A 26,250-nucleotide genomic window follows, 5' to 3' on the forward strand; every position below is an offset into this window, starting at 1 on the left:
TAGACCAACGGGATGAGGGGTCCCTTTTCGACGCCGATCACCCCGCTACCGGGGTCCCTTTTCCACGCCGATCCACAGAAGAAGCTGTCAGAACGGCGTGTGCTCATGCGCTCTCGCTGGGCGCAACCGACCACATGGTGAGCTTGAAAGCGCGGGCGTCGTCGGCATTGCTGAACTGGATGAGGTAGCCTTCCGTGCCTCGCGTGAACATGAGTGATTGATCCTCAAGCGCCAAACCGGCTTCGTTGAGTCCAACTTGGATAGCTACGCGGTTCAGGAGGCGACGCGTTGTCGTGGTTGGAAGTCCGAAGACCGTCACATCGACTTTCGCATCGCTGTCGGTGGCGAGCAATGCTTCAATCTGCTCCGTGCTAGTGATCTTGTCGCCGTCGTTCAGCTTGGTCGCTTCCAACGCGAGAGCGGCTTCGCGAACAATTCTCCACTCTCGTAGCGTTAGTTCTCCGACCATCTGGCGGCGAGCAATCGTGTAGCGATAGCTTGGGATCGTTACGAGATAATCGAAGACCTTCGCGTGCTCCAAGGTCGAGACGTTGAACTTAAATCGGTACTGGTCAGTCATGTGCGTCGTCCTCTCTCTTTTTGACACACATACTTAGTGAAAGTGCTCAGGTCCGGTTTTTGGCCTCTGGGAGTGCAGTGCAGGCAAGTGAAAACCGCGGTGCTCTGACTGAGTAGCCGTCAAGAGCAGATATTTGGTAATCTGTGCTCGCCCTGGTTGGACGCTGGAAACATACGATCAGAAGCAGGGCACTAGGGCACTGCTAAAGATCGGAGTTACACAAGATGGCGAAGTTCAACCCCGCAATGCTCGTCCCCGCGCAGCAGGCTCCGGAGTTCAGCAAGGGCAGCGCAGCCCGTACGGTGCAACAGGTCGAACTCGACAACATCGCACGCATGAAGGAGCAGTTTGCCGCTGGTGACGCCGCCGAGGGCAAGAAGAACTTCAAGGTCGCTGGCGAGAAAGTCGCTTTCACGATCCGCGTGTCGAACAGTGCCCTCGTACTGGAGCGTTTGAAGGTGCAAGATACGGACGTTGATGTGCGTGAAATGAGCGTGCCTAAGGCCAACTTCATCGAAGGTCTCGATTATTACGCGGATCGCATCAAGGCCGGCGAGTACGACGCCCAGCTGACCGCGCTGACCGAGAAGAAGGAGCAGCGCACGACGAAGATGCGGGCAACGCGCGCTTCCAAGAAGGCCGACAAGCCGGCTTAACCGAACAAGCGACTACTCCAGCCCTGGTCGAAAGGCCGGGGCTTTGTCGTATGTGATTGACTTCTGCACGCGCAGTAGGAACTACGAGTGCAGCACACTTGTGGAGGTACTAATGGGCATCCGGGACACACTAGCAGGCTTCATCGACAACACGGGCTTAGCAGAGAAGTTCAAGCTGACCCCCGTCGATCCTGCGAAGGCCCGCAAGCCGCTTCTCGATGGCATCAAGCGCACGCGCGACCAGTTTGCAGCACGAGCAACGACCACTAGCAAGGCACCGAACAAGTGGTGGCAGGTCAAGAACGGCGTCGTCGCTCTCACCGTGAAGGTGAACGGCGACACCTTCGATATCAATGGCGTAGCCACGAACCATATGCCGGAAGAGCGCTTCGGTGAGTTTCTGGACAAGTTCGAGCAGGCCGTGAACGCGGGCGAGTTTGATACCGAGTTGAAGAACAAGGGCAATGGCGATGCGAAGGTCCGCATCCCCAAGGCCAGTGCGTCTAGCGGCAAGGCTGCGCCGTCGATCACGGGCGTTCGTCGCAGCGTGGGCAAGAGCCTTAGCAATGGCCGTCCGCTCGATGAGATCGAAGCCTCGCTAAAGGCTGATGGCAAGTATTCTGCCGCCGATATTGATACCGTTATCGCAGAAAAGCGCGCTGCTGAGGGAGCTTAACGTGACGCTCGCATGGTGTCGCGCGGCCACGATGGCTGGTGTGTTGGCGTTGAGCCTCTCGTCAGGGGCCAACGCAAAGTCTGGGCTTGAAAAGTGGCGAGCCAAGGAGCCGCGTTGGAAAACCACAACGCAGCGCAGCCTTAATGATCTGGAGGGCTGCCTTGGATCTCGCTACGTTGGGACCTTGCACACACACGTGGTCCCCATGAGGATCGAGAACGGCGTCAGCTACCAGAATGACGGCGATAGCCGTGACTTTCTTGTAGACGTTACTGATGACGGAGATCACCGGACGATCAAGCTGTGGCTGCGTGTTTATATGGGCATCACAGTTGGGGCAAAAGAGCAGATTGAGAAACTGGGTAGGTGCGCTCACCCAGACGCTCCAGAAGGCACCAACTTCGATACAAAATCCTGATTGAAGGCTGCGGTTCAGAAGCCCCAAATTTCCTCCGGGGCTTCTCGTTTAAGCACGAATGTGACCGTCGCGTCGGGCATCAGCAGCGTAAGCGGAAAGCGGCTTGTTCGCCTTCCAGTGAATGTCGCGCTCGACGCGCAGACCTCCCGGCCCGACTACCTCCCAAATCTCGTCTATGCTGATGTAGCCGAGTTCCGGCGTTCCGAATCCCAGGTCGGCCAGCCCGAACGCTAGGCCCTCGTCGTCCATTTCGGTGAGCAGCCACGTTCCCGCAGCCCACGGCAGGAAGAGCTTACACACGGGCTCAAAGTCCCGTTCGCGACGGGTGCCCTTGAGGGGCGCTTGCTCTTTGCCGTTTGCAACCAGTTGCTGAACAACGTCGGTCCCGATCATCTTAATCCATTCCATGCGGCAAACTCCCTTTGTGCCGCTAGAATATCGAACACCAACTGAAACTCTGGGCAACCAAAAACCGAGAACAAGTTGCGCTTTTTCAATCTACAAGCGCGACCACTCTACATCTACTCTGCGGCACTCTTCGCTCGCCCTGTTTCCACTCTGGCAGCACAAGCTGTGGGAAGGAGATAGAAAGTGCAGATCGACCTCGCAGCCCTCGCAAACTACGTCGAAGCTACTCTAGATTACTCGCCTGAGTATGAAGACGACCAATTCGCTTTTTCGTTCGCCGGCCATCGCGTCTTCTGCACCCGCAAGCGTCACTCGTTCGCGCTTGAGATCGACGCCGAGGTGTTTGAACTTCCGCGCTTCTAAACTGCGCTAGGAAGCCCACAGGGGGCCAAGACGAGAGGATGCTACTCCGCGTAGCATCCTCTCCCTGTATGCCTCACAGACGCTCTCAGGCGTTATGCGGCGTACTCGTATTCCTTGTCCTCGGGATCGTCGGGACTCCAATCGAGTTCGCCATTCGGCCCGGTGAAGATCGTGTTCGTTTCGCTGATGCGTGAAGCGACCTCGTTGCCCTCGTTGTCGATGACGATCGTCAGAGAGCCTCCGAGCGTGACGGAGGTCAGGCGACTATCGAGGCAGACCATGCGGGTGACGAGCCGAGCGAGCGTTTGCTTCATTGCTACCCGAGTGCGGTTACGTTCCTCGTCATCCTCGCTGCTAAGTGCCTCAACCTGCGCTTGCATTTGCTTTATGAAGTCGGGCGAGGGGGCGTTCGTGCGCGCGGTAGCTAGGCGATCTTCAAGTGATCGGATCGCCTTCATGTCGTCTGCGACCTCCGTCTCCAATTGGAGCATGAGGCGCTCCATCGTCGGACTGTTGGTACGAACGAAGCTGGCCGCTGCGCTCTCGGCCTGCTTCTGCTTGTCCTCTAGGAAGCGGCGCGCTTCTGCTATCTGAACCTCAAGCTCTGCAACGTCGGCAGATGGTGCAGCTTCACGGTGCTTGGCTAGCCATCCGACTGCAATGCTGACCACCGCAGCTTCCAGCTTTTCATATCGGACAGTGGCGCGGTTCTCACAGCGCGGTCGATTGTTCTCCTCGTCCCATACGCGGTTAAGGGCGTTGTGGCATTTGAGGTAGCTGAAGTCCTGCTTCGACGGATTGATGAGGCGCTTGTTCTTCGAGTTGCGACGAGCACCGCCCTTTCTGACCGTCACCTCTTGCTTCATCCTGCCATTGCAGTGCGCGCACTTGGCGATGCCGCTGAACAGATTGTTGTGCGTGATCTGCCACGCCCCGCTGGTGCCCTTACGCTCCTGACGAGCGGCTTGCGCCTTAGCAAACGTCACCGGGTCGATGGCTTGCGGGAAGTGGTTGAGTACAGCGATGCCCTTGCTGGTTTGCGCGCCCGAACGGGGGCGGTTCATGGGATGGTACTCGCCCATGACAGCGCGGTTCATCACGATCTTGGTGAGATAGCCGACCGTCCAGCCGTTGTTGCTGCGCTGACCAAGATGGCTCCACACGGGTTCGCCGCGAGCGTTCAGCTTCTTCGCGATAGCGGGAGTGCCGAAGCCGTCGATGGTTAGCTGAAATATCTCCCGCAGCACCGCCGTGCGGACGTCATTGAGCGTCATCTTGTACGCCGGTCGTTCGGTCGGCTTGCTGATGCGCGTAGCGTCGATCCATGCGGGGATCGTTGCCGTGTGGCTGATGTGCTGGCCGGCGGTTGCCTGTGCGTCACTGATCCGCTTGTTCTGTGCGGCCTTCAGGCGGCGGCTCTTTTTCTCGCTCTCTTCCCGGCTCAACTCCGATTTGACCACCGCTTCGATGACCGATGCCATCGTGACGCGCTCGTAAGCCGGATAGACGCGGTCGCCATCGACGGTCGCAACTGTGACGCCCTGAGTGGTTAGCTTCTGAAGGAATGGGAGGATTGCATCGTAGCCCTGACGGCTGATGCGGTCCAAGTTCTCAACGACGAGGACATGGCCGTTCCGGTAGCGGCCAGCTTCGGCCTCTTGCTCGAACGCATACAGGAGGCCGCCAGGAGCACGGTTTGCACCACTGTACGCTGATACGCCCTCGTCAATCAGCTCGCGATCTGTTGAACCCTGCCACTTGTGCCGGGCGACCATATCCCGGCAGAGAGTAAGCTGTCGGCTCTTACTGCTGCCCTGAGCCTGCTCCTGATTTGAGAAGCGCGCGTAAATCGTAGCCGGTAGCGTCATTTCCCATCTCTGCGTCGGAAGGGGTTAACGGCTTCCAACTCCTATAACAGTATTACCGGGAGCGAGGTGCCCACGATCCGCAGTTGCATCGCCGCCTTGCTGGTGCTCGCCGCCATGGCGATGGGGCGAGAGGCGCTGACCTTGCGGCTGGTGGCGACCGGCGCACTCGTCGTGCTGCTGCTCTGGCCGGAGTCCCTGGCGGGGCCCAGCTTCCAGCTCTCCTTCGCCGCCGTCACTGCGATCATCGCGCTGGCTGAGCATCCGGCGGTCCGCCGCTGGTTCGCGCCGCGCGAGGAATCATGGGGCCGCCGCCTCCTGCGCAATGGCGGCTCGTTGCTGCTGACCGGCGCGATCGTCGAAGTCGCGTTGATGCCGATCGCCGTCTTCCACTTCCACAAGGCCGGCATCTATGGCGCGCTGGCCAATATCGTCGCCATCCCGCTGACCACCTTTGTCGTGATGCCGCTGGAGGCATTGGCGCTGCTGTTCGATACGACGGGGCTCGGCGCGCCCTTCTGGTGGCTGACGGGGCAGGGGTTATCGCTATTGTTGTGGATCGCCCGGACGACGGCGGCGGCGCCTGGGGCGGTCGCGGCACTGCCAGCGATGCCGGCGGGCGCCTTCGCGTTGATGGTCGGCGGCGGGCTGTGGCTGGCGCTCTGGCGGACGCGCTGGCGGCGGATCGGCTTGATCCCGGTCGCGGTCGGCGCGCTTTGGGCGCTGGTGACACCACCCCCCGACCTTCTGGTAACCGGCGACGGACGGCATCTCGGCGTGCGGCTGCCCGATGGGCGCGTAGCGCTGCTGCGCGATCGGGCGGGCGGTTATGCGCGTGACATGCTGGCGGAAAATGGCGGATCTGACGCCGAACCGGTGCTCTTGTCCGATCAGGGCGCGGCGCGCTGTTCGCGCGATCTATGCCGCGTCGATCTGCCCGTCGGCGACCGCGTATGGCGCGTGCTGGCGACGCGCAGCGCCTATCTGGTGCCCGCCGGCGCGCTGACCCAGGCATGCCGCAATGCCGATATCGTGGTCAGCGAACGCCGCCTGCCGCGTCGCTGTACGCCGCGATGGCTGCGCCTCGATCGTGAGATGCTCGCACGAACCGGCGGGGTGGCGATTTCGCTCTCTACCGGGCGCGTCGATACCGTGATCCGCCCCGGCGATGCTCACCCCTGGGTGCTCGCCGGGATGCCAATCCTTTCGGGCCGCTCAACGAATCGCTGGCGCAAGGATGAACAACCGACGTTTCGCCCGGAGAAAGCGTTCAGCCCGCCGCCGGCGGGCCTGCGCCCGGCCAATCAGGAATAGCGCCGCAGAATCCCGGCCAGCTTGCCCTGCACCCGCACCTGCGCTGGCGCATAACGCTGCGGATCGTAGGAGCGATTTGCCGGGTCGAGCCGGATCATCGTGCCTTCGCGCCGAAAATATTTCAGCGTCGCCTCGCTGTCCTCGATCAGCGCGACCACGATCTCGCCGTCGCGCGCCACATCCTGCTTGCGGATCAAGGCGAAGTCGCCGTCGAGGATGCCCGCCTCGACCATCGAGTCACCGGCAACCTCAAGCGCGAAATGCTCGCCCGAGCCCAAAAGCGCCGCCGGCACCGGAAGGCTGGTGGAGCCTTCGAGCGCCTCGATCGGGGCGCCGGCCGCGATCCGCCCGTGCAGAGGCACCTCGACCACGTCGTTGGCCGGTTCCGGCAGTGCGGGCGCCGGCGTGGATGAACGGACGGCCTCGCGGCTCTCCGGGCGATCAGGCACCTTCAGCACTTCCAGCGCGCGGGCGCGATTGGGCAAGCGACGCAGAAAACCGCGCTCTTCCAGCGCGGAAATGAGGCGGTGGACCCCGGACTTCGATTTCAGGTCCAGCGCATCCTTCATCTCTTCGAACGAAGGGGAGACGCCGGTTTCGGCCAGTCGATCATTGATGAAACAGATCAACTCGTGCTGCTTTTTGGTGAGCATGCATCATCTCCGCGGCGAACAGACTGGGAACCTTTAAGGAACGTAAACCGACGCGTCAAGCAATCACGAGGATTTCTGCCGAGTCGCCCATCGCCGCAGCAGGAGCATGTGGTTGACGAACGACGAGGCAGCCTGCCCGTGCCAACGTTCGTAGCATGGAACTGTCCTGGATCGTAGCAACATAGGCCCGTCCATCGCGCAACTCTGCGCGTAGATAATCAGTGCGCGGGCCATTGGCTGGCAACGCTTCGCCAAGGATGCCGGTGGTCGTTTGCGGCAGGGGCTGCGCCGCCCCGGCAAGCGCCGCCACCATCGGCTTCACGAACAGCAAGCCGGTGACAAAGGCGGAGACGGGGTTTCCCGGTAGCCCCAGCACGGCCATGTCGCCGCGCCACCCCGCCATCAGCGGCTTGCCGGGGCGAAGCGCGATGCGCCAGAAATCGATCGCGGCGCCCGCCGCCTGCAGCGCAGGACGAACCAGGTCGTGATCCCCAACCGAGGCGCCACCGGTGGTGACGAGGACGTCGGCCGCCACATGGCGGAACGTGTCGGTCAGCGGTTCCAACCGGTCAGGGAGGATGCCGAGGTCGATGATCTCCACCGGAAGATCCGCGAGCAGCGCCCGTAGCAGCAGGCGGTTCGATTCCGGTAGTCGGCCGGGCTCGACGGCCCGTCCGGGTTCGACCAGTTCATCGCCCGTCGCGGCGATCGCCACACGAACCCGGCGCCGGACGGTGACGTCGCCCAGCCCCCCGGTGGCCGCCACCGCCAGACGCGCAGGCGTCAGCCGTTCGCCGGCCGCGACCAGCGTATCGCCGTCCGCAAAATCGAGCCCACGCCGCCGGATGTTGGCGCCCTCGCGTGCCGGTCCTTCGCCATCGAGCCATAAAGTATCGCCGTCGCGACGGGCCTCTTCCTGCACCATCACCGTGTCCGCGCCCTCGGGCACGGCGGCGCCAGTGAAAATCCGTGTCGCCTGGCCCGCCTTCACGGCACCTGCAAATGGCCGTCCGGCGGCGCTCTCGCCGATCACTCGCATCGGTCCGGGCAGGTCACCGAACCGCACGGCATAGCCGTCCATCGCCGACAGGTCGCGCTCGGGCTGGGTACGGCGCGCGATCAGCGGGACCGCCGCCCAGCGTCCGATCGCGTCTGCCAGCGGTAGCGTTTCGGTCGACAGCGCGGGCGCCGCAGCCAACAGGCGCGCCTGCGCCTCTGCGACAGGAAGCAATTCGCTCATGATCCGGCGAGTGACAGATTCATGCTGTCGGCAACACCCATAATAATCGCGGCGCGGCCCTGAGGGTCAGGCGACGAAATCGCCCGACTTGCCGCCGGTTTTCTTCAGCAGGCGGATGTTGCCGATCGTCATCCGCTTATCGAGCGCCTTGGCCATGTCATAGACGGTCAGCAGCGCCGCGGAGACGGCGGTCAGCGCCTCCATCTCCACGCCCGTTCGGCCGCTGGTGGCAACGATGGCCTGCGCGCTGACGCCGTCGTCCTCGATCGACAGGTCCAGCGTCACCTTCGACAGCGGCAATGGATGGCATAGCGGGATGAGGTCACTGGTGCGCTTTGCCGCCATGATCCCGGCGATCCGCGCGACCGCCAGGACATCGCCCTTTGCCACTGCGCCGGCGGCAATCGCGTCGCGTGCCTCGGCCGACATCGTGATCCTGCCCCCCGCCACCGCCTCGCGCGCGGTTTCGGTCTTGCCGCCGACGTCCACCATCCGGGCGGCGCCCTGCTCGTCGAGATGGGTCAGGCGGCTCATTGCACCAGCGCGCGCGTGGCCGCCGCCACATCGGCCTGCCGCATCAGGGATTCGCCGATCAGGAAGCAGCGCACGCCGTGCTCGGCCATCGCATCCAGGTCGGCTCGCGTGTTGAGGCCGCTTTCGGCGACAAAGGTGCAATCGCTGGGCGCGCTGCCGACCAGCTCGTACGTTCGTTCGAAACTGACGGAGAAGTCGCGCAGGTTGCGGTTGTTCACGCCGATCAGCCGCGATTGCAGCTTCAGGGCGCGTTCCAGTTCCTCCGCGTCATGCACCTCGACCAGAACGTCCATGCCCCGTTCGATCGCGGCCGCCTCGATCTCGGCAGCGGCGGCATCGTCGAGCGCGGACATGATGACCAGGATCGCGTCGGCGCCGATCGCCCGCGCTTCGGCCACCTGCCACGGGTCGACCATGAAGTCCTTGCGGATCACCGGCAGGTCGCACGCATTGCGCGCGGCGATCAGATAATCCTCGTGCCCCTGGAAATAGTCCTGGTCGGTCAGCACCGACAGGCACGTCGCGCCGCCTTCGGCATAGGCGCGTGCATGCGCCGGGGGATCGAAGTCGGGTCGGATCAGGCCCTTGGAGGGGCTGGCCTTCTTGATCTCGGCAATCAGGCCGTAGCGCGGCAGCGCATTGCCAGCACCGCCGCTCGCCACCCGGTCCAGCGCCGCCTTGAAGCCACGCGGCGGCGTCCGGTTGCGCGCCTCACGATCAAGCGCCGAGATCGACCGATCACGTCGACGCGTCGCCACTTCGTCCTGCTTGGTTGCCAGGATCCGGTCGAGAATCGTCATGCTGCTCCCCTTCGCGCCGCTCATGCCCAGGCAATCCAGCGGTCGAGCAGGTCGTTGGCCTCCCCGCTGTCCAGCGCCTCGGCCGCGCGGGCGGCGCCATTCGTCAGCGTCTCGCCGGTCAGCGCCAGCGCCACCGCGGCGTTGATCAGCACGGCATCGCGATAGGCCCCGTGCTCCCCTTTCAGCAGCCGGCGCAGGGCATAGCCGTTATGCGCCGGGTCACCGCCGCGGATCGCCTCGATCGGGTGGCGGCGCACCCCGGCATCCTCCGGCACGATCCGCTTGCCCAGCAACACGTCACCGATCGCGACCGCCACCGTCGGCCCCGCGCCCGATACTTCGTCCAGCCCTTCCTCGCCCGACACGACGATCGCCGCCTCGGTGCCCAGTTGCTCCAGCGCCTCGGCGTACACCGGCGCATAATCCGGCCGCGCGATGCCGATCAGCTGGCGCGTGACATGCGCCGGATTGGCCAGCGGCCCCATCAGGTTGAAGATCGTGCGCTTGCCGATGCGACGGCGGATCGGCGTGATCCGCTTCATTGCCGGGTGGTGATTGGCCGCAAACAGGAAGCAGATGCCGAGTTCGTTCAGCGTCTCCTCCGCCAGCATCCCGGCACGCTCCATGTCCAGGCCGAGTGCTTCCAGCGTGTCGGCGGCGCCGGCCTTGGACGATGCGGCGCGGTTGCCGTGCTTGGCCACCGGCACCCCGCACGCCGCCACGACCAGGCTCACCGCGGTCGAGACGTTCAACGTATGGTGTCCGTCACCGCCGGTGCCGCAGACGTCAATCGCACTGGCCGGCGCGCTGATCGGGATCAGCCGCTCGCGCAGCGCACGTGCCGCCTCGGCGATCTCGATCGATGTCTCGCCGCGATCGGACAGGTCGATGAGGAACCGCGCAATCGCGTCCTCGCTGGCGCGTCCGTCGAGAATGTCGGCGAACGCCTGCGCCGCGCTCTCACGCGACAAGGGCGACCGCGGGTCCGGCAGCAGGGCGATCGTTGTCATGCTGCCACCTTCGCGCCCGTCAGCGCCACGAAATTGGCCAGCAGGTCATGGCCATGTTCGGTCGCGATGCTTTCGGGGTGAAACTGGACGCCGTGGATCGGCAGCTCCCGGTGGCGCAGCCCCATCACCGATCCGTCCGCCGCATGCGCATTGGGGATCAGCACGTCGGGCACGTCCTCCACGACCAGCGAGTGATAGCGCGTTGCGGTGAAGGGGGACGGAAGGCCGGCAAAAACGCCGGTGGAGTCATGGTCGATCGCGCTTGTCTTGCCGTGCATCAATCCCCCACGGACGACCCGCCCGCCGAAATGTTGCCCGATCGCCTGATGGCCAAGGCACACGCCCATCAACGGGCGGCGGCTCTCGGCACAGGCCGCGACCAGGTCCAGGCTGATCCCGGCCTCATTTGGCGTGCAGGGGCCCGGCGACAGCAGAAAACCGGTGGCATTCGACGCCAGCGCTTCGGCCGCGGTCAGCGCGTCATTGCGTTCCACCCGCACCTCGGCCCCCAATTCCATCAGATAATGGACGAGGTTCCAGGTGAAGCTGTCGTAATTGTCGATGACGAGGATCATGTTGGCCCCGACATAGCGTAACCCGCCGTCGCCGCAACGGCTGTTGCGGGCGCCGCCGGATCGCGTAATCACCGCCGCGACGTTCAGCGGGGAGAAAGCTGCTGGCGTGATCGTTGATGGACCATCCAGGAGGTCGCCTCGCATGTTCCGCCCCGTGTATCTCGTTCCGCTAGCGGCGCTGTCGCTCCTGCCGCTGCCGGCGCTCGCCCAGGCCCAGGCCCAGGCCCAGACACAGCCCCAAGCTCAGGCGCAGGAAGGCGCATCCTCGCAGGCGGAAACGGGTCAGCCGCCGCAGCGAATCCGCCAGGTGACGCTGACCGGGAATGAAGCGTGCCCGACCGCCGCGGCGGACGAGATCGTGGTGTGCAGCCGGCTCGATCCCAACGACCAGTTCCGTGTGCCCAAGCCGCTGCGCCGTCCGCCAGAGGTGCCGGCGCAGAACCAGAGCTGGGTCAACCGCGCCGCCACCGTCGATCGTGTCGGCCGCGTCGCCGGCGGGCTCCCCAACACCTGCTCGCCGATCGGCGCCGGCGGCCAGACCGGCTGCGGGATCCAGGCAGGTCAGGCGTGGGCGGCGGAAAAGCGCCAGCAACAGCGCGAAGTGGAGCAGGCGACGCCCGAATCGCGCACCGACATCGACATCGAGGACGATCCGCGCGACTGACACGCATCCCCATCATCGCGGCCAGTCGTCAGCCGCGATGATGCGCCTGCGGCCTAGTTCGTCGCCATCAGGCGCGACAGGTCAGCCTTCCAGAATTTGGCCCAGGTATGCGTGCCGTGGCCCTTGGTCTCGGGCGTGGCGGCAATCAGGCGAAACGTGGCGCGCGGCATCCTCTTCGCCGCGACCTCGGTGATGCCATAGCCTGCCGGGTTGATGAAATCGTCGGCGGAGTTGATCCACAGCACCGGCACGGTGATCTTCTCCAGCCCGGCCGACGGATCATAGGTCCGCGACGCGTCGAGCTGGTAGATATAGTCATTGGCGTCGCGATTGGCGCTGTTGCGCGTGAACGCCTGATCGAGGAACGCCTCGGCGGCCTCGCGCGTCGGATATTGCTGTTGCAGCGCCAGCGGGTTGGAACCGGCGATGATCGACAGGCTGGCCGCCGTCCGCAGGCCCTGGGCCGGCTGCGCGGTGTAATTGCCGCCATTCCAGGCCGGATCCGCCTTGATCGCGTCGATCGACAGCTTGCGCCACATGCGGTTCAGCCCGGCGATCGGCACCGGCAGACAGGCGAACGGCGCGAGCCGCTCGGCAAAGCCCGGATAGGTCTGCCCCCAGACAAAGGCGTGCATACACCCCATCGACGTGCCCAGGATCACCTTCAGCCGGGTGACGCCCAGCTTCTCCAGCATCGCCTTCTGCGCCGCGACCATGTCGCCATAATCATATTTCGGGAACGTCATTCGCATCCCGTCGGACGGCTTGGACGATCCGCCATGACCAATATTGTCGGGCAGGATGACATAGGTCGTCTTGAGGTCGAACGGCTGGCCGGGACCGTAAAGCTCGTCGGCGAATTGCGGCGAGAGGAACTGCTTGCCCGTGCCGCCGGTGCCGTGAAGGACCATCACGGCATTGTTGATCGCGCCGTCAGGACCGCGCCGCGGCGTGCCGAGCGTCGTGTAGTGGATCTTCAGGTCCATCGTCTCGCCCGTGCCGAAGCGAAAGCCCGGCAGCGTCACATCGCCTTCCCTGGTGGGCCAGTTCGTCGGCGCGGGCGCAGGGTTCGCCGGCGTGGCGACGGGCTGGGTGGTCTGGGCAGCGGCGGGCGCGGCGGCGGCGATCAGCAGCAGGGGAAGGAGGCGCATGCCCCGTGCGTATCGGGCGGATCGCCGGTTGAGAAGCCCGCGGATTACGGCCGGCTCAGCGCAGCGGTGTCGCGGCACCCGATCCGACGACGGTGTGCCAGCGGCTGACCTGCCAGCGCATCACCAATCCCTCGCGCACATAAGGATCGGCATTGGCAAAGGCCTCGACCGCCGCGCGGTCGGTGAACAGCAGCAGCGCGGACTCGATCGGCTCTCCCACCGTGCCGCCCAGCAGCAAGGCGCCGCGATCCGCCGCTTCCCATGCAAGCGCCAGATGAGCGTCGCGCAACGTACCGCGCCGTTCCAGATAGTCCGCCGCCAGTTCGTATCGCAGCAGGAAATGGCCGTCGGTGGCTGCGCCGTCGCTCACTGGCCGAAGCCGCCGGCACTCGCCTGCGCGATCGCCTCGCGCGCGGCGGCCAGCAACGCTCCCGACTTCGCCTCGCACTCGCGCTGCTCATAGGCCGGGTCGCTGTCCGCCACGATGCCCGCGCCCGCCTGGACGTGCATGGTGCCGTCCTTCACCACTGCGGTGCGCAGGACGATGCACGAATCCATCGATCCGTCGGGCGAGAAATAACCAACTCCCCCCGCATAAGCGCCGCGCTTCTCGCTCTCCAGTTCGGCGATGATCTGGCAGGCGCGCACCTTGGGCGCGCCGCTGACCGTCCCCGCCGGGAAGCCGGCGAACAACGCATCGATCGCGTCACGCTTGGGGTCGAGCGCACCGACCACGTTCGACACGATGTGCATGACGTGACTGTAGAATTCGACCGTGTAGCTGTCGGTGACCGTGACTGACCCGGCTTGTGACACGCGGCCAACGTCGTTGCGCCCGAGGTCGAGCAGCATCAGATGCTCCGCGCGTTCCTTCGGGTCGGCAAGCAGGCTGGCGCGGTTCGCCTCATCCTCGGTCGCGGTTTTGCCGCGCGGCCGGGTGCCGGCGATCGGCCGGATCGTTACCTCGCCATCGCGCACCCGCACCAGGATCTCCGGGCTCGATCCGGTCAGCGCGAAGCCGGGCAGGTCGAGATGGTAGAGGAAGGGCGACGGATTGATCCGCCGCAACGCGCGGTACAACTCGAACGGCGGCAGCGTGAACGGCGCAGTGAAACGCTGCGCCAGGACGACCTGAAAGATGTCGCCAGCGACGATATAGTCCTTCGCGGCGCGCACCATCTCGGCATAGCGCCCCTCCGGCAGCACCGGGGACAGCGCCACGTCGCTGGCCTCGGCCCGAACGCGCGGGGGCAGGGCAGTGGCCTCCAGCCGCGCCTCGATCGCGTCCAGCCGCTCGGCCGCCGCGGCGATCACGCTCTCGGGCGATCGCTGGTCGTCGGGCCAAACAGGCGCCACCAGGAACAGGGCGTCCGCCAGCCGGTCAAAAACAAGGATCACGGTCGGGCGGACGAACATCATGTCCGGCAGGCCAAGCGCATCGGTCTTTGGCGCGGGCAGGCTCTCGACCAGCCCGATCGTCTCATAACCGAAATAGCCGACCAGGCACGCGAGCGCCGGCGGTAGTTCCGCTGGCACGTCCATCCGGCAGGAGGCGACCAGCGCGCGCAGCGCGGCCAGCGTCGGGGTGTCGCATGGCGCGAACGCCGACCGATCCGTCAGCCACTGGCGGTTGATCGCGGCGTCGTTTCCTTCGGCGCGGAAGACGAGGTCAGGCGCAAGCCCCAACATGCTGTAACGACCGCGGATCGCGCCGCCCTCGACCGATTCGAGGAGGTAATCGCCGCGCCCCGGCTCGATCAGCTTCAGCGCCGCGGCGACCGGCGTCTCGGTGTCCGCGATGCGGCGGCGCCACAGCAGCGCCGGCCGCCCGTTCGTCAGCGCAGCCGCGGCTGCGTCCTGCCCAGCGTTACGGATTGGAGCCCCCCTCGCCGGAGAGGCTGGCCTTCACGCGGGCCAGCGCGTCCGCGTTCTGCGACACCTTCATCGCCCGCTTCACCGCCTCGGTGAATTGCTGGGCATATTCCGGCCCCATCGCACGGCCAAGGTCCTGACGCGTGGCAGCGATCACCTGCGGCGCCTTGGCGGCGTCACCCGGCGAGATCTTGTCGACCTTGACGATCAGCCAGCCGCTGCGATCGGGCGCTTCCAGCATCTTGGCGGTGCCGCCCTTCATGCTGAACAGCAGGGCCAGTACCGGGTTCGGCCCACGCGGATCGGCGTTGATCTGTGAGCGGGCGGCGACCACGCTGTCGGTCTTCGCGCCCTTGGCACCAGCCTCGGCCAGTGCCTTGTCGAACGCCACACCCTTGTTGATCGCGGCCAGTGCCTTGCTCGCGGCGGTGCGCGCGGCGCGGCGGGCGCGATCCTCCTGCAGGTCCTTGGTCACCTGGTCGCGGACCTGCGCGATCGGGCGCGGCGCGGCGCGAACGATCCGGTCGAGCGCGACGAGGGCGAAGCTGCCGTCAGGCCCGGTCTGCACCACCTGCGGATCGTCGCCCTCTTCGGACTGGAAGGCGGCGGACAGGATCGGCATCAGCGCCGCGTCAGGCTGCGCGGCCGGAGCCTCCGGGTTGGCGCCGGTTGCGGTCAGTGCCGGCGTGGTCGCGGCACTCAGCTTCTGCTCGGCCACCAGCTCGGAGAAGTTGGCATTGTCAGCGATCGCATTTTCCAGCGAGTCGCGCATCGCCGTCAGAGCGTCGGCGGTCTTCTTCTTGGTCAATTCCTCGACCAGCGTCGGGCGCGCCTCGGCCAGCGTCTTGCCGGGGACCTGCGCGACCTTCTCGATCTTGCCGACGACGAAGCCGATCGAACCGCGGACGGGGCCGATCACGCCATTGGCCGGCGCGGCGAAGGCGGCATCGGCCACCGCGCCAGAGGTCGCGCCGGTCAGCGCCTGCTTGTCCTGCGCCTCGAGGCGGCGTGCCTCCAGCCCGGCGGCGCGCGCCGCATCCGCGACAGGGGTGCCGCCGCGGATCTTGGTCGCCAGGGCATTGGCGGCATTCTGGTCAAGCACGGTGACCAGCGACACGGTGCGCGTCTCGCGCGCTGCCCAGCGGGCCTTGTCGCCATTGTAGGCTGCGGCGATCTCGGCATCGGTGGGCGTGCCGCGGGCCTTCACGAACTCGGGCGTCACCATGGCGTAGCGAACGATGCGACGCTCGGGCAGCGAGTAGCGCGCGATGTTGCGCTTGTACCAATCCTGCAGTTCCGGGTCGGTCGGCGCGGCACCGCCCGGCATCGCGGCGGCCGGGATCAGCGCGACCTGACCGGCACGACGCTCCAGCAGCAGCGAGGCATAGGGCAGCGCCAGCGATTCCGGCACCTGCGTCGCGCCCATCTGCGGCCGCAACAGGAACTGCACCATCGTCTCGCGCGCAATGTCTTCCTGCACCTGCGCATCGGTCAGCCGGTTGCGGGCGAGCACCTGCTCATACACCGCCTGGTCGAACTTGCCCGTCGGGCCCTGCAGCCCGGGGATGTTGCGCAATTCGCTGCCGACCAGCGCCTTGCTGACGACCATGCCCTGGTCGCGGCCGAACGCTTGCAGCGCCAGGCCGTTCAGCATCCGGTCGAGGATCGCCTCGACGCCGCCCTCGGCGACCAGCTGGCTCATCTCGAGCCCCGGGTTGCGCTGCTGCGCGCCGCGCAGTTCGTCCTGCACGCGCCGGGTCAGTTCGGTCTCGTTGACGCTCTGGCCGCCCACCTTGGCGACGGTCGCGCCAGACGCGCCGCCGGTCTGGAGGCCGGTGATGTCACCCAGCGCAAACGCGATCGCGATAAGGCCAAGGACACCCATGGTGACGATCACGCCGACGCGCGAATTGATGATACGACGAAAGAACCCGAGCATGCAGCGCCAATCCGTTGAACGACGCTCGCTTTAGGGTGCCGCCTTCGTTACCGCAACGGCACAACCAAGTGGGGAGAGATCATGCGGCGCAAGTTGGTAGCCGGAAACTGGAAGATGAACGGCAGCCTCGCGGCATTGGCCGAGCTCGATGCGATCAATGACGCGGCGGACGGCGGTGTCGATGTGGCGATCGCGGTCCCGGCGACCCTGATCCATCCGGCCGCTGGCCGCGCGCGTTTTCCGATTGGTGCCGAGGACGTGCACGGCGCCGACAGCGGCGCGCATACCGGCTGCGTCTCCGCTCCGATGGTGAAGGAGGCGGGCGCGTCCTTCTCGATCGTCGGCCATTCCGAACGGCGGCAGGGCCAGCATGAAAGCGACGCCGACGTGAAGGCCAAGGCGGAGGCGCTGCACCGCCACGGCCTCACCGCCATCCTGTGCGTCGGCGAAACGCTGGAGCAGCGTGAGGCGGGCAAGGCGGAAGCAGTCGTCACGGCGCAGCTGCGTGCCTCACTGCCGGATGGCGCGTCGGGTGACTGGCTGTCGATCGCTTATGAGCCGATCTGGGCGATCGGCACGGGCAAGGTTGCGACGGTCGCCGATGTGGAGGCGATGCACGCCGCCATTCGCGCGGCGCTGGCAGAGGCGCTGGGTGTGGATCAGGCGGACAGCATCCGCCTGCTCTACGGCGGCTCGGTGACGGCGGAAAACGCCGCCGGCCTTCTCCATGCGGCCAATGTGGATGGCGCGCTGGTCGGCGGCGCCAGCCTGACCGCGGCCAAGTTCGTCCCGATCATCAAAGCAGCCGGCTGATCCGCGCCACGGCGTCGCGCCCGTGCGCGACGCCGGACGCTGGCAGAAGCGTCAGCCGTAGCGCTTGCGCAGCACACCCCAGGCGGCGGCGAGCCCCAGCGCCGCGCCGCCCTTGGGCCTGCCCGGCCGGGGGGCAGGGCGCCACGCGAATGTATCGACATGCGCCCAGGCGATATCCTTGGGCACGAAGCGCCGCAGGAACAGCGCCGCCGTCACCGCACCGGCAAAGCCGCCATCGGGCGCATTGACCATGTCTGCGACGTCCGACTTCAGCATGTCGTCATAGCCATCCCACAGCGGCAACCGCCACAAAGGGTCATGCGCGGCGGTGCCTGCGGCAAGGAAGTCGGCCGCCAGCTCCTCGTCATTGGCGAACAACGGTGGCAGGTCCGGCCCCAGCGCAACCCGCGCCGCACCGGTCAGCGTCGCAAAGTCCACGATCAACTCCGGCCGATCCTCCACCGCGCGGGTCAGTGCGTCGGCCAGGATCAGTCGCCCCTCGGCATCGGTGTTGGTATTCTCCACCATCAGCCCCGCCCGACTGCGCAGCACATCGCCGGGACGAAAGGCATTGCCGGCAATCGCATTCTCCACCGCCGGCACCAGCAGGTGCAGCCGCACCTTCAGCTTCGCGCCCATGACCAGCCCGGCAAGCGCGATCATGTGCGCCGCGCCGCCCATGTCCTTCTTCATCAGCCGCATCCCGCCCGACGTCTTGACGTCGAGCCCGCCCGAATCGAAGCAGACGCCCTTGCCGACCAGCGCGATGCGGGGGTGGGCAGGATCGCCCCATTCCAGCTCGATCAGCCGCGGCGCACGTTCCTTGCTCGCTGCCTGGCCGACGACGTGGATCATCGGATATTCCACCGCCAGCGCATCGCCGCGCGTCACTCGCGTCGTCGCACCATGCGCCTTCGCCAGCAGCTCGACCTGCGCCTCCAGATCCGCCGGCCCCAGGTCCGATGCGCCGGTGTCGACCAGATCGCGGACCAGCGCGGTCGCCTCCGCCAGCCGGACGATCTCCTCGATCCGCCCCGGCTCGCCGGTCAGCAGCACGCGCGGCCCCTGCGCGTCGGGCGCGCTACGATAGCGGGTGAAGCGATGCTGCGCGAGGCACCAGCCCAGCATCGCCGCGCCCGGCTCGCCCTCCGCCAGCCGGTACGTGCCTTCGGGCAGGCCATCACCCAGCGACGCAATCCGCCACGGCGATGTCACATCCTCGTTGCACACCAGCAGCATCGCCCAGTCGTCGGGCGCATCGCCGGGAAGGATCGCGCGATTGCCCGGCTTTCCCACCACCTTGTTGGCCGCCACCGCGGTGCGCGTGCGCGCCGGCTGGGCGATGAGCCATTCCTCGAACCGGTCGGGGTGGACGACATGGATGGTGCGGGCAGGCTGGCCCCGGTCGGGGGCGAGCAGGCTGGAAAAGTCGGTCATGGGGCCAGCAAAGCAGGACTTCACCGTCGGCGCAACGCGCGGTTCCCTTGGGTCGCGCCGCATCCTACATCGCGGGCATGACCACTCACTCGACTCGCATGCTCATCCTCGGCTCGGGCCCCGCTGGCCTGTCCGCCGCCATCTATGGTGCCCGCGCGGGCATGAAGCCGATCCTCGTCCAGGGCATCCAGCCCGGCGGCCAGCTGATGACCACCACCGACGTGGAAAATTACCCCGGCTTTGCCGAGGTGATCCAGGGCCCGTGGCTGATGGAGCAGATGCAGAAGCAGGCGGAGCATGTCGGCACCACGCTGGTGTGGGACACGGTCGTCTCGGTCGATCTGGCGCGCCGCCCGTTCCGCCTCACCGGCGACAGCGGCGATATCTATGAAGGCGACGTGCTCGTCATCGCCACCGGCGCGCAGGCCAAGTGGCTCGGCCTCGCCAGCGAGGATGCGATGAAGGGCAAGGGCGTCTCCGCCTGCGCCACCTGCGATGGCTTCTTCTATCGCGGCAAGAAGGTCGCGGTGATCGGCGGCGGCAACACCGCGGTGGAGGAGGCGCTTTACCTCACCAACCACTCGGACGACGTGACGCTGATCCACCGCCGCGATTCACTCCGTGCGGAGCGCATCTTGCAGGAGCGGCTGTTCGCGCATCCCAAGGTAAAGGTGCTGTGGAACAAGGAAGTGCGTGAGTTCGTCGACGGCGGCGGCAATGCCGGCCTCGTCGCGCTCGACCTCGTCGATACGGTCACTGGTGAGCACAGCCGCCTCGACGTGGAGGGCGGCTTCGTCGCGATCGGCCACCATCCGGCGACCGAGCTGTTCCGCGGCCACCTCGAGCTGGACGAGGATCATTATATCAAGGTCGATACCGGATCGACGCGGACCAGCGTGCCCGGCGTGTTCGCCTGCGGCGACGTGATGGACAAGACCTATCGCCAGGCGATCACGGCGGCCGGCACCGGCTGCATGGCCGCGCTCGACGCCGAGCGCTTCCTCGCCGAGGCCGATTTCGAGAAAATGGCCGAAGCCGCAGAGTAAATCTCCAAAAAAATAGCCGTGCCGGGCTTGTCCCGGCATCCACCCTGCCGCAGTCTCGGCGCGCGTTTATCACGCGGAAAAAGAGTGGATGCCGGGGTAGGGCCGGCACGGCCTATTTGGGGGATTGCATGAAGTTACGCATCGCGCTGGCGCTCGGCGCCGCGCTCGTTGCCGCGCCGTTGAGCGCGCAGGACAAGCCGAACAGCAAGGCCGAACAGGCCGCCGACGACACCAGCATCCCGCCGCCGGTCGTCTCCGTCACCCGCCATTCCGGCACCTTCGGCGGCACCCGCATCAATTATCGCGCGATCGCCGGTGAAACCTATCTGAAGGACAAGGCCGGCAAGCCGCTCGCCGCGATCACGTCATACAGCTACATCAAGGAAGGCCCGGTTGATCCCAAGCGTCCGGTGACGTTCCTGTGGAACGGCGGCCCGGGTTCCGGCTCCTTGTGGCTCCACATGGGCGCCTTCGGGCCGAAGCGCGTCGTGCTTCCCTCGGACGCCCGCGACGATGGCGCGCCGCCCTATCCCGTCATCGACAATGTCGATTCGCTGCTCGACGTCACCGACATCGTGTTCATCGATCCGGTCGGCACCGGCTTCAGCCGCGCGCTGGGGAAGACCGATCCCAAGGATTATTGGGGCGTGACGAAGGATGCCAAGTCGATGGCCGACTTCATCCGCCTCTGGCTGAACGAACATGGCCGCTGGAACGCGCCCAAGTTCATCGGTGGCGAAAGCTACGGCACCACGCGCTCGGCGGCGGTGATCAACGAGCTGGAGGGCACCTACACCGACGTGGCGGTGAACGGCATCCTGCTGATCTCCTCGATCCTCGATTTCAGCGTCGCGGCGGATTCGCCCGGCAACGAGCTTGGCTATGTCACCAACCTGCCGTCGATGGCGGCGACCGCCTGGTATCATAACAAGGTCGCCAATCGCCCCGCGACGGTCGAGGAATTCATCGCCGAGGCGAAGGCGTTTGCCATCGGTCCCTACGCCTCGGCGCTGCTGAGGGGCAATTCACTCACCGCGCAGGAGCGCCAGCAGGTTCTGCCGCAGCTGTCGCGCTACACCGGCGTCTCGCAGGATTACCTTGCCCGCGCCGATCTTCGCCTCTCGCCGGGTCGTTTCTACAAGGAACTGCTGCGCGATCGTGGGCAGACGATCGGCCGCCTCGACACGCGCTACGTCGGCAAGGATTATGACGACGCCGGCGAAACGCCCGACAATGATCCCAGCTTCTACGCCATCGACGGCGCCTATACCGCGGCGATGAACGCCTACTCGCGCGAGACGCTGAAATACTCGCCCGACGTGACGTACGTGTCGATCGGTGGCGTGCGTGACTGGGACTGGAAGATCGGCGGCCCGCGCGGCGGGGAGGGCTATCTCAACGTGGCGCCCTACATCGGCAAGGCGCTGCGCGAGAACAGCGGCCTGCGCGTGTTCGTCGGCCAGGGCTATTATGATTTCGCGACGCCCTTCTTCGGCGCGGAATATTCGCTCAACCGCACGGGCATCCCCAACGACGGGCGCATCAGCTGGCATTGGTACAATGCCGGCCACATGATGTACGTTCGCGACGAGGATCTGCGGAAGCTGTCGAACGACATCCGCGCCTTCATCAAGGCGCGCTGAGGACCTGCCGGATCGCCGCTTCCAGCGCGACCGCATCGCCGGAACGGGCGAAGCTGTGCGATCCGGTATCCACGGTGACGGTGCGCGGGGAAATCCCCGCGCGCCGCGCCGCATCTGCATAGGTGATGGCGGTGCCGTCACCGCGCGCCAGCACGATCGTCGCGTCCGGCCCCCATTGTGCAATCGACGCTATGGTGCGGCCGGTCACGCCATCGTCGCGCGGCGATGCTGCGATGCTGTGCAACCCGCGCACCAGCTTGGGCAGCGAAAGGCCTCGGCGCAGAATCCGCGCCCATGCCGCAGGATCGCGTAGCTGCGCTGCGTAATGCGCGCGAACCGCGGCTGGCGGTGGCAGCGCGTCGGTCGGCTCGACCGCCCAGGGGTTGGCAAGGACCAATGCATCGCACCCGGCCTCGCGGCCCCACCAGGCCAGGCTGGTCGCGCCATCGCAATTGCCGAACCCGACCAGCCGCGTGACCTGCGGCGCCGCCGCACGGAATGTCGCCGCCGCAGCGAGCAGATCGTCGCGCGCGCCGCGAAAGCCGCTGTTGATTCCGCTGGAATCGCCGACGCCCCGCCGATCGTAGCGAAAGACGGGCGTGCCGTCCGCCGCCAGCCGCGCGGCAAGCTCAGCCATACCGCGATGCGCCCCGGCGCGTATCTCGTTCCCGCCAGTGACGATCAGCAACCCGGTCGCGCCGCCTCCCCCCTCCGGTGGACCATCCAGCGTCCCGACCAGCGTGTCGCCTTCGCAGGGAAAGGTCAGCAGCCGGCGGCTCAAGCGGTATCCCCGTTGATCCAGCGCGCCACGTCGTCCGCGATCAGCGTCTGTAGCGCCGGGTCCACGCCCGGCTCGGCCGCACGCCACAGGGCGCTGCCGGGAAGCTTGCGATCGGCGGCTCTGGGGTCGCTTTCCAGCCGCACCACGCGGACGCTGCCCTCGGTCGTCGGCTGTGCCCCGGCCAGCTGCGCCAGCATCGCGTCCGAGATGATATTGCCGCCAGCGTCCTCGCCACCGCTCGCCCGTTGCAGGCGCCGCAGCTCGCGCTCGGCCGCTTCCCCGGTCTGCGGCGCCAGATACCAGCGGCTCGTCACCTCGGCGGTCCCGTCGACCAGCGCGCCCGCCCGCCACGCCATGCTGTGCACGGGCCCCGACATGCTGGCGCAGGCAGCGGCAAAGGCATCGCGCCACCTCGCCAGCGTCGCCTCGCGTGTCGGCAGCAAACTTTCGTTGGTGCCCGGCAGGTCGGGCAGGGCGGCGGCGATCCCCCGTGCGGCCAGTCGCCGAAGCACATCGATCAGCGCGGCGCGCGTCCGGTTGGATTCTTCGTAAAAGGGCAGGGTGGCGACCACGACCGGTCCCCGATCCGGTCCGAAGCGAAGCATCGCCTCACGCCCACCGGACCAGTCATAATGTCTGATGGTCAGGCCGGACGCCCCGGCCATTCGCTCAGACCAGCGCCTTGGCGGACGCGAAGGTGCTCAACGCGCCGAATGTCTCCAGCATCTCGCCATCGACCTCGTCATCGTCGATCACGATGCCCAGCCGATCCTCGATCTCGGTCAGCACGCCGGCGACCGCCATCGAATCGAGCTCCGGCAACGCGCCGAACAGCGGGGTGCTATCGTCGAACCCAGCCACCTGTTCGTTCAACAGACCAAGCACGTCCTTGAGTATCGCGCGCAACGTGGCGTCAACTTCGGGCTTGCCTTCAGGAATCACCTGCGTCCCCTCAATTTTGTTGCACCGCCGTTAAGCCGGGGGGATGAATTCCGCAACTTTCCGGGGCAAGGTCAGCCGATATGGTGCCAATCGACCCCGTTCCGCAGCCGATCGACCATGTTCTCGCGGGTGCAGCAGACGCGCCCGCACTGGTCGATCGTTCGGGCACGCTGAGCTACGCAGAGCTTGAGGATCGCGTGGCGCGGCTCGCCGGCTGGCTGGCGGCACAGGGCTTCGCGCCGGGCGACCGAGTCGCCACCTGGCTGCCCAAAACGCGTGAGGCATGTCTGATGCCGCTCGCCGCGCCCCGCGCCGGTCTGGTGCACGTGCCCATCAACCCGTTGCTCAAGCGGGCGCAGGTGGCGCACATCCTCGCCGACAGCGGTACCCGGCTCCTGCTCACCCAGCCTGCGCGGGCGGCGACTCTCGACGCGGCGGACACGCTCGACATCGCTGTTCACCTGCTGGCCGGAGACGGGCCGCCCATGCCTCCGTCCGCGGCCGATCCGGACTCGCTTGCGGCCATTTTGTACACGTCCGGCTCCACCGGCAGGCCGAAGGGCGTGATGCTCAGCCACGCGAACCTTTGGCTCGGCGCGAACAGCGTGGCGCATTATCTGCGCCTCGCCGCAGACGACGTGGTCCTCGGCGTCCTCCCGCTCAGCTTCGACTATGGGCAGAACCAGCTGTTCTCCACCTGGGCGGCCGGCGCCACCGTCGCTCCGCTCGATTATCTCACGCCGCGCGACGTGGTGAAGGGCGTGGAGCGTGTCGGTGCCACCACGCTGGCAGGCGTACCGCCGTTGTGGGTGCAGTTGCTGGAGGCGGAGTGGCCAACCGAAACGGCGGCCAGGCTGCGACGGCTGACCAATTCCGGCGGCGCGCTGACGCCCCGGCTCGTCCGCCAACTGCGCGCGCGTTTTCCGCGGGCTGATCTGTACCCGATGTACGGCCTGACCGAGGCGTTTCGGTCGACCTTCCTCGATCCGTCGCTGGTCGATGCTCATCCGGATGCGATCGGTGCGGCCGTCCCCCATGCCGAGGTGATGATCGTCCGCGCCGACGGCGGCGAGGCCAGTCCGGGAGAGGCGGGGGAGCTAGTCCATGCTGGACCGTTGGTAGCGCAGGGTTATTGGCGCGATCCCGAACGGACCGCGCAACGCTTTCGCGCGGCCCCGAGCTTTTCGCGCTATGGCGGCGTCGCTGTCTGGTCGGGCGACACCGCACTGCGCGGGACGGACGGACTGCTCCGCTTTGTCGGCCGCGACGACGAGATGATCAAATCGGCGGGCAACCGGATCAGCCCGGGCGAGGTGGAGGAAGCAATCGTCGCCGGCGGCGAGGCGTTGGAGGCGGTGGCGATCGGCGTTCCCGATCCTCGCCTGGGCCAGACGATCATGGTCATCGTGCGGGGTGATCCGGCGAACGAAGCCGCGTTGCGCGACCGACTGCGGCGTGATCTGCCCAATTTCATGCAGCCGGCGCAGTTCGAGTGGCGCGACGATCTGCCGCGCAACGCCAATGGCAAGCTGGACCGTGCGGGGCTGCGCGCGGCGATGCTGTCGCGGCAGGCGCCTGCTGCGCTGGGCGAGGAAAAAGCATGAGCAAGCCGTTCGGGCCGCTACCCCCGGAATTTGCCGCTCAGCGCGGTGAGCTGATGATCGGCGATCGCGCCGCGTCGGCATGGGTGGCCGCACACGGATCGCCGCTCTTTGTCTATGATCCAGCGATCGTGGCCGACCGGGTACGCGCTTTTCGCGCGGCCTTCCCGGCTGTCGATCTTCAATATGCGATCAAGGCCAATCCGCACCCGGCGCTGCTTCAGGCGATGGCGCCGCTGGTCGACGGTCTGGACGTCGCGTCGGCCGGCGAACTCGACAAGGCGCTGCGCGTAAAGCCAGCCGGCGCAATCAGCTTTGCCGGTCCGGGCAAGCGCGATGCGGAACTGGAGGCTGCGATCACTGCGGGCGCCACGCTTAACGTGGAATCCGAAGGGGAGGCGGCGCGCGCGCTGGCGATCGGCGGGCGACTTGGAACAGCGCCGCGGCTCGCGGTTCGCGTCAATCCGGACATGGAGCTCAAGGGGTCCGGCATGAAGATGGGCGGGCGCCCATCACCCTTCGGCGTCGATGCGGAACGGGCCGCCGCTCTCGTGCGGGCGATCGTCGCTGGTGGGGGTGACTGGCGCGGTTTTCACATCTTCGCCGGCAGCCAGGCGCTCGACAGCCAGGCGCTGATCGAGACACAGGCCGCGACGCTCGCGCTCGCCGAACGTCTCAGCGACGAAGCGGGGCATATGCCGCCCCTGGTCAATCTTGGGGGCGGTTTCGGTATCCCGCATTTTGCCGGCGACACGCCGATCGATCTGGCAGCGATCGGCGCGGCGCTTGGTGACGCCCTAAGTCGCACCCGGCTTCGATCGACCTTTGCCATCGAGCTGGGCCGTTGGCTGGTCGGCGAAAGCGGCGTGTATCTCACCCGAGTCATCGACCGGAAGGAAAGCCGCGGCGAAACCTTCCTGGTGGTCGATGGCGGGCTTCACCACCAGCTCGCCGCCAGCGGTAATTTCGGCACCGTCGTCCGGCGCAACTATCCAGTCGCTGTGACGCACCGCATGGCCGAGGCGGGCGACGAGGAGGTGTCGGTGGTCGGCTGCCTGTGCACCCCGCTCGATCGGCTCGCCGACAAGGTCGCCCTGCCGCGTGCCGATGTCGGCGACACGATTGCGATCTTTATCGCTGGTGCCTATGGCGCGACGGCGAGCCCCGGTCTCTTTCTGGGACACCCCCCGGCGGTAGAGTGTGTCGTCCAGCGCCCCTAAACGCTATCTTCACCTCTTACTTACATAGTTGACCGTGAGCGATGCTGGT

The 26,250-nt window shown here is 66.4% G+C and carries 28 protein-coding genes; 11 read left to right on the plus strand and 17 right to left on the minus strand.

What is annotated here, in order from left to right:
- Nucleotides 1-103: 103 nt before the first annotated feature.
- Nucleotides 104-580: a hypothetical protein gene (locus ACH0BU_RS04465; RefSeq protein WP_500263820.1), complete on the minus strand. Its 477-nt coding sequence runs from the start codon at nt 578-580 to the stop codon at nt 104-106.
- Nucleotides 581-804: 224 nt separating this feature from the next.
- Here ACH0BU_RS04465 and ACH0BU_RS04470 point away from each other — a divergent pair, with 224 nt between their 5' ends.
- The 3 genes from ACH0BU_RS04470 to ACH0BU_RS04480 all read left to right on the plus strand — a co-directional run bounded on the left by ACH0BU_RS04470 (nt 805) and on the right by ACH0BU_RS04480 (nt 2,330).
- On the plus strand, nt 805-1,236 hold the full coding sequence (locus ACH0BU_RS04470) for a hypothetical protein (protein WP_500263821.1): 432 nt from the start codon (nt 805-807) through the stop codon (nt 1,234-1,236).
- Between the two features lie 112 nt (nt 1,237-1,348).
- Nucleotides 1,349-1,912 (plus strand): hypothetical protein, encoded by a 564-nt coding sequence (locus tag ACH0BU_RS04475; protein ID WP_500263822.1) that lies wholly within the window; start codon nt 1,349-1,351, stop codon nt 1,910-1,912.
- Nucleotide 1,913: 1 nt separating this feature from the next.
- Nucleotides 1,914-2,330: a hypothetical protein gene (locus tag ACH0BU_RS04480; protein WP_500263823.1), complete on the plus strand. Its 417-nt coding sequence runs from the start codon at nt 1,914-1,916 to the stop codon at nt 2,328-2,330.
- Nucleotides 2,331-2,378: 48 nt separating this feature from the next.
- Here the strand turns inward: ACH0BU_RS04480 and ACH0BU_RS04485 are convergent, their stop codons facing one another.
- Entirely contained in the window at nt 2,379-2,738 is a 360-nt protein-coding gene (locus tag ACH0BU_RS04485) for a DUF2958 domain-containing protein (protein WP_500263824.1), read from the minus strand.
- A 183-nt stretch (nt 2,739-2,921) separates the two neighbouring features.
- On the opposite strand from ACH0BU_RS04485, the gene ACH0BU_RS04490 reads away from it, so the two are divergent.
- On the plus strand, nt 2,922-3,101 hold the full coding sequence (locus ACH0BU_RS04490) for a hypothetical protein (RefSeq protein ID WP_500263825.1): 180 nt from the start codon (nt 2,922-2,924) through the stop codon (nt 3,099-3,101).
- A 92-nt stretch (nt 3,102-3,193) separates the two neighbouring features.
- Here ACH0BU_RS04490 and ACH0BU_RS04495 read toward each other — a convergent pair whose 3' ends face one another.
- The gene (locus ACH0BU_RS04495; RefSeq protein WP_500263826.1) at nt 3,194-4,969 is read right to left on the minus strand and encodes a recombinase family protein; all 1,776 of its coding nucleotides are present in this window, start codon (nt 4,967-4,969) and stop codon (nt 3,194-3,196) included.
- Between the two features lie 9 nt (nt 4,970-4,978).
- Here ACH0BU_RS04495 and ACH0BU_RS04500 point away from each other — a divergent pair, with 9 nt between their 5' ends.
- Complete coding sequence (locus ACH0BU_RS04500; protein ID WP_500263863.1) at nt 4,979-6,280, plus strand: ComEC/Rec2 family competence protein; 1,302 nt, start codon at nt 4,979-4,981, stop codon at nt 6,278-6,280.
- Here ACH0BU_RS04500 and lexA read toward each other — a convergent pair.
- The 6 genes from lexA to ACH0BU_RS04530 all read right to left on the minus strand — a co-directional run bounded on the left by lexA (nt 6,271) and on the right by ACH0BU_RS04530 (nt 11,092).
- On the minus strand, nt 6,271-6,933 hold the full coding sequence (gene lexA / locus ACH0BU_RS04505) for a transcriptional repressor LexA (protein WP_296219974.1): 663 nt from the start codon (nt 6,931-6,933) through the stop codon (nt 6,271-6,273). The two genes, ACH0BU_RS04500 and lexA, sit on opposite strands and share 10 nt — an antisense overlap.
- Nucleotides 6,934-6,988: 55 nt before the next feature.
- Nucleotides 6,989-8,173 (minus strand): molybdopterin molybdotransferase MoeA, encoded by a 1,185-nt coding sequence (locus tag ACH0BU_RS04510; RefSeq protein ID WP_296219976.1) that lies wholly within the window; start codon nt 8,171-8,173, stop codon nt 6,989-6,991.
- 66 nt (nt 8,174-8,239) lie between these two features.
- A complete protein-coding gene (gene moaC, locus ACH0BU_RS04515; protein WP_145119988.1) occupies nt 8,240-8,707 on the minus strand; it encodes a cyclic pyranopterin monophosphate synthase MoaC in 468 nt (155 codons plus the stop codon).
- Entirely contained in the window at nt 8,704-9,507 is an 804-nt protein-coding gene (gene trpC, locus ACH0BU_RS04520) for an indole-3-glycerol phosphate synthase TrpC (protein WP_296219978.1), read from the minus strand. The genes moaC and trpC overlap by 4 nt, the downstream gene beginning before the upstream one ends.
- A 20-nt stretch (nt 9,508-9,527) precedes the next feature.
- Complete coding sequence (gene trpD / locus ACH0BU_RS04525; RefSeq protein WP_296219980.1) at nt 9,528-10,517, minus strand: anthranilate phosphoribosyltransferase; 990 nt, start codon at nt 10,515-10,517, stop codon at nt 9,528-9,530.
- Nucleotides 10,514-11,092: an anthranilate synthase component II gene (locus ACH0BU_RS04530; RefSeq protein WP_125946146.1), complete on the minus strand. Its 579-nt coding sequence runs from the start codon at nt 11,090-11,092 to the stop codon at nt 10,514-10,516. Before ACH0BU_RS04530 ends, trpD begins: the two co-directional genes overlap by 4 nt.
- A gap of 142 nt (nt 11,093-11,234) precedes the next feature.
- On the opposite strand from ACH0BU_RS04530, the gene ACH0BU_RS04535 reads away from it, so the two are divergent.
- Nucleotides 11,235-11,756: a hypothetical protein gene (locus ACH0BU_RS04535; protein ID WP_206430579.1), complete on the plus strand. Its 522-nt coding sequence runs from the start codon at nt 11,235-11,237 to the stop codon at nt 11,754-11,756.
- Nucleotides 11,757-11,809: 53 nt separating this feature from the next.
- Here ACH0BU_RS04535 and ACH0BU_RS04540 read toward each other — a convergent pair whose 3' ends face one another.
- From ACH0BU_RS04540 to ACH0BU_RS04555, 4 genes are read right to left on the minus strand one after another with little or no spacing between them, the layout of a single operon-like run.
- A complete protein-coding gene (locus tag ACH0BU_RS04540) occupies nt 11,810-12,907 on the minus strand; it encodes an alpha/beta fold hydrolase (protein WP_296219983.1) in 1,098 nt (365 codons plus the stop codon).
- 55 nt (nt 12,908-12,962) lie between these two features.
- The gene (locus tag ACH0BU_RS04545) at nt 12,963-13,277 is read right to left on the minus strand and encodes a YciI-like protein (RefSeq protein WP_296219984.1); all 315 of its coding nucleotides are present in this window, start codon (nt 13,275-13,277) and stop codon (nt 12,963-12,965) included.
- Entirely contained in the window at nt 13,274-14,782 is a 1,509-nt protein-coding gene (trpE, locus tag ACH0BU_RS04550; protein WP_314470158.1) for an anthranilate synthase component I, read from the minus strand. Before trpE ends, ACH0BU_RS04545 begins: the two co-directional genes overlap by 4 nt.
- Entirely contained in the window at nt 14,775-16,718 is a 1,944-nt protein-coding gene (locus ACH0BU_RS04555; RefSeq protein WP_145119978.1) for a SurA N-terminal domain-containing protein, read from the minus strand. The genes trpE and ACH0BU_RS04555 overlap by 8 nt, the downstream gene beginning before the upstream one ends.
- A 78-nt stretch (nt 16,719-16,796) precedes the next feature.
- On the opposite strand from ACH0BU_RS04555, the gene tpiA reads away from it, so the two are divergent.
- A complete protein-coding gene (gene tpiA / locus ACH0BU_RS04560; RefSeq protein WP_046411606.1) occupies nt 16,797-17,531 on the plus strand; it encodes a triose-phosphate isomerase in 735 nt (244 codons plus the stop codon).
- A 51-nt stretch (nt 17,532-17,582) separates the two neighbouring features.
- Here tpiA and ACH0BU_RS04565 read toward each other — a convergent pair whose 3' ends face one another.
- Nucleotides 17,583-18,968, minus strand: a complete 1,386-nt coding sequence (locus ACH0BU_RS04565) for a leucyl aminopeptidase family protein (protein WP_125946119.1) — start codon at nt 18,966-18,968, stop codon at nt 17,583-17,585.
- Between the two features lie 77 nt (nt 18,969-19,045).
- Between ACH0BU_RS04565 and trxB the strand changes: the two genes are divergently transcribed.
- Together trxB and ACH0BU_RS04575 are read left to right on the plus strand one after the other, a co-directional pair.
- Nucleotides 19,046-20,014, plus strand: a complete 969-nt coding sequence (trxB, locus tag ACH0BU_RS04570) for a thioredoxin-disulfide reductase (protein WP_296219989.1) — start codon at nt 19,046-19,048, stop codon at nt 20,012-20,014.
- Between the two features lie 128 nt (nt 20,015-20,142).
- Nucleotides 20,143-21,657, plus strand: a complete 1,515-nt coding sequence (locus tag ACH0BU_RS04575; protein ID WP_296219991.1) for a S10 family peptidase — start codon at nt 20,143-20,145, stop codon at nt 21,655-21,657.
- Here ACH0BU_RS04575 and ACH0BU_RS04580 read toward each other — a convergent pair.
- From ACH0BU_RS04580 to ACH0BU_RS04590, 3 genes are read right to left on the minus strand one after another with little or no spacing between them, the layout of a single operon-like run.
- Nucleotides 21,644-22,438, minus strand: a complete 795-nt coding sequence (locus ACH0BU_RS04580; RefSeq protein ID WP_296219993.1) for a hydrolase 1, exosortase A system-associated — start codon at nt 22,436-22,438, stop codon at nt 21,644-21,646. The genes ACH0BU_RS04575 and ACH0BU_RS04580 overlap by 14 nt on opposite strands.
- Nucleotides 22,435-23,103: an alpha/beta hydrolase family protein gene (locus tag ACH0BU_RS04585; RefSeq protein ID WP_296219995.1), complete on the minus strand. Its 669-nt coding sequence runs from the start codon at nt 23,101-23,103 to the stop codon at nt 22,435-22,437. Before ACH0BU_RS04585 ends, ACH0BU_RS04580 begins: the two co-directional genes overlap by 4 nt.
- 4 nt (nt 23,104-23,107) lie before the next feature.
- Nucleotides 23,108-23,380 carry an acyl carrier protein gene (locus tag ACH0BU_RS04590; RefSeq protein WP_500263827.1) on the minus strand — a complete coding sequence of 91 codons (273 nt, stop codon included), beginning with the start codon at nt 23,378-23,380 and terminating at the stop codon, nt 23,108-23,110.
- An 80-nt stretch (nt 23,381-23,460) separates the two neighbouring features.
- Here ACH0BU_RS04590 and ACH0BU_RS04595 point away from each other — a divergent pair, with 80 nt between their 5' ends.
- Nucleotides 23,461-24,984 carry an AMP-binding protein gene (locus tag ACH0BU_RS04595; RefSeq protein WP_296219998.1) on the plus strand — a complete coding sequence of 508 codons (1,524 nt, stop codon included), beginning with the start codon at nt 23,461-23,463 and terminating at the stop codon, nt 24,982-24,984.
- Nucleotides 24,981-26,201 carry a pyridoxal-dependent decarboxylase, exosortase A system-associated gene (locus ACH0BU_RS04600; RefSeq protein ID WP_500263828.1) on the plus strand — a complete coding sequence of 407 codons (1,221 nt, stop codon included), beginning with the start codon at nt 24,981-24,983 and terminating at the stop codon, nt 26,199-26,201. Before ACH0BU_RS04595 ends, ACH0BU_RS04600 begins: the two co-directional genes overlap by 4 nt.
- Nucleotides 26,202-26,250 lie beyond the last annotated feature (49 nt).

The organism is Sphingomonas olei (assembly GCF_045369765.1).
Taxonomy (GTDB): domain Bacteria; phylum Pseudomonadota; class Alphaproteobacteria; order Sphingomonadales; family Sphingomonadaceae; genus Sphingomonas; species Sphingomonas panaciterrae.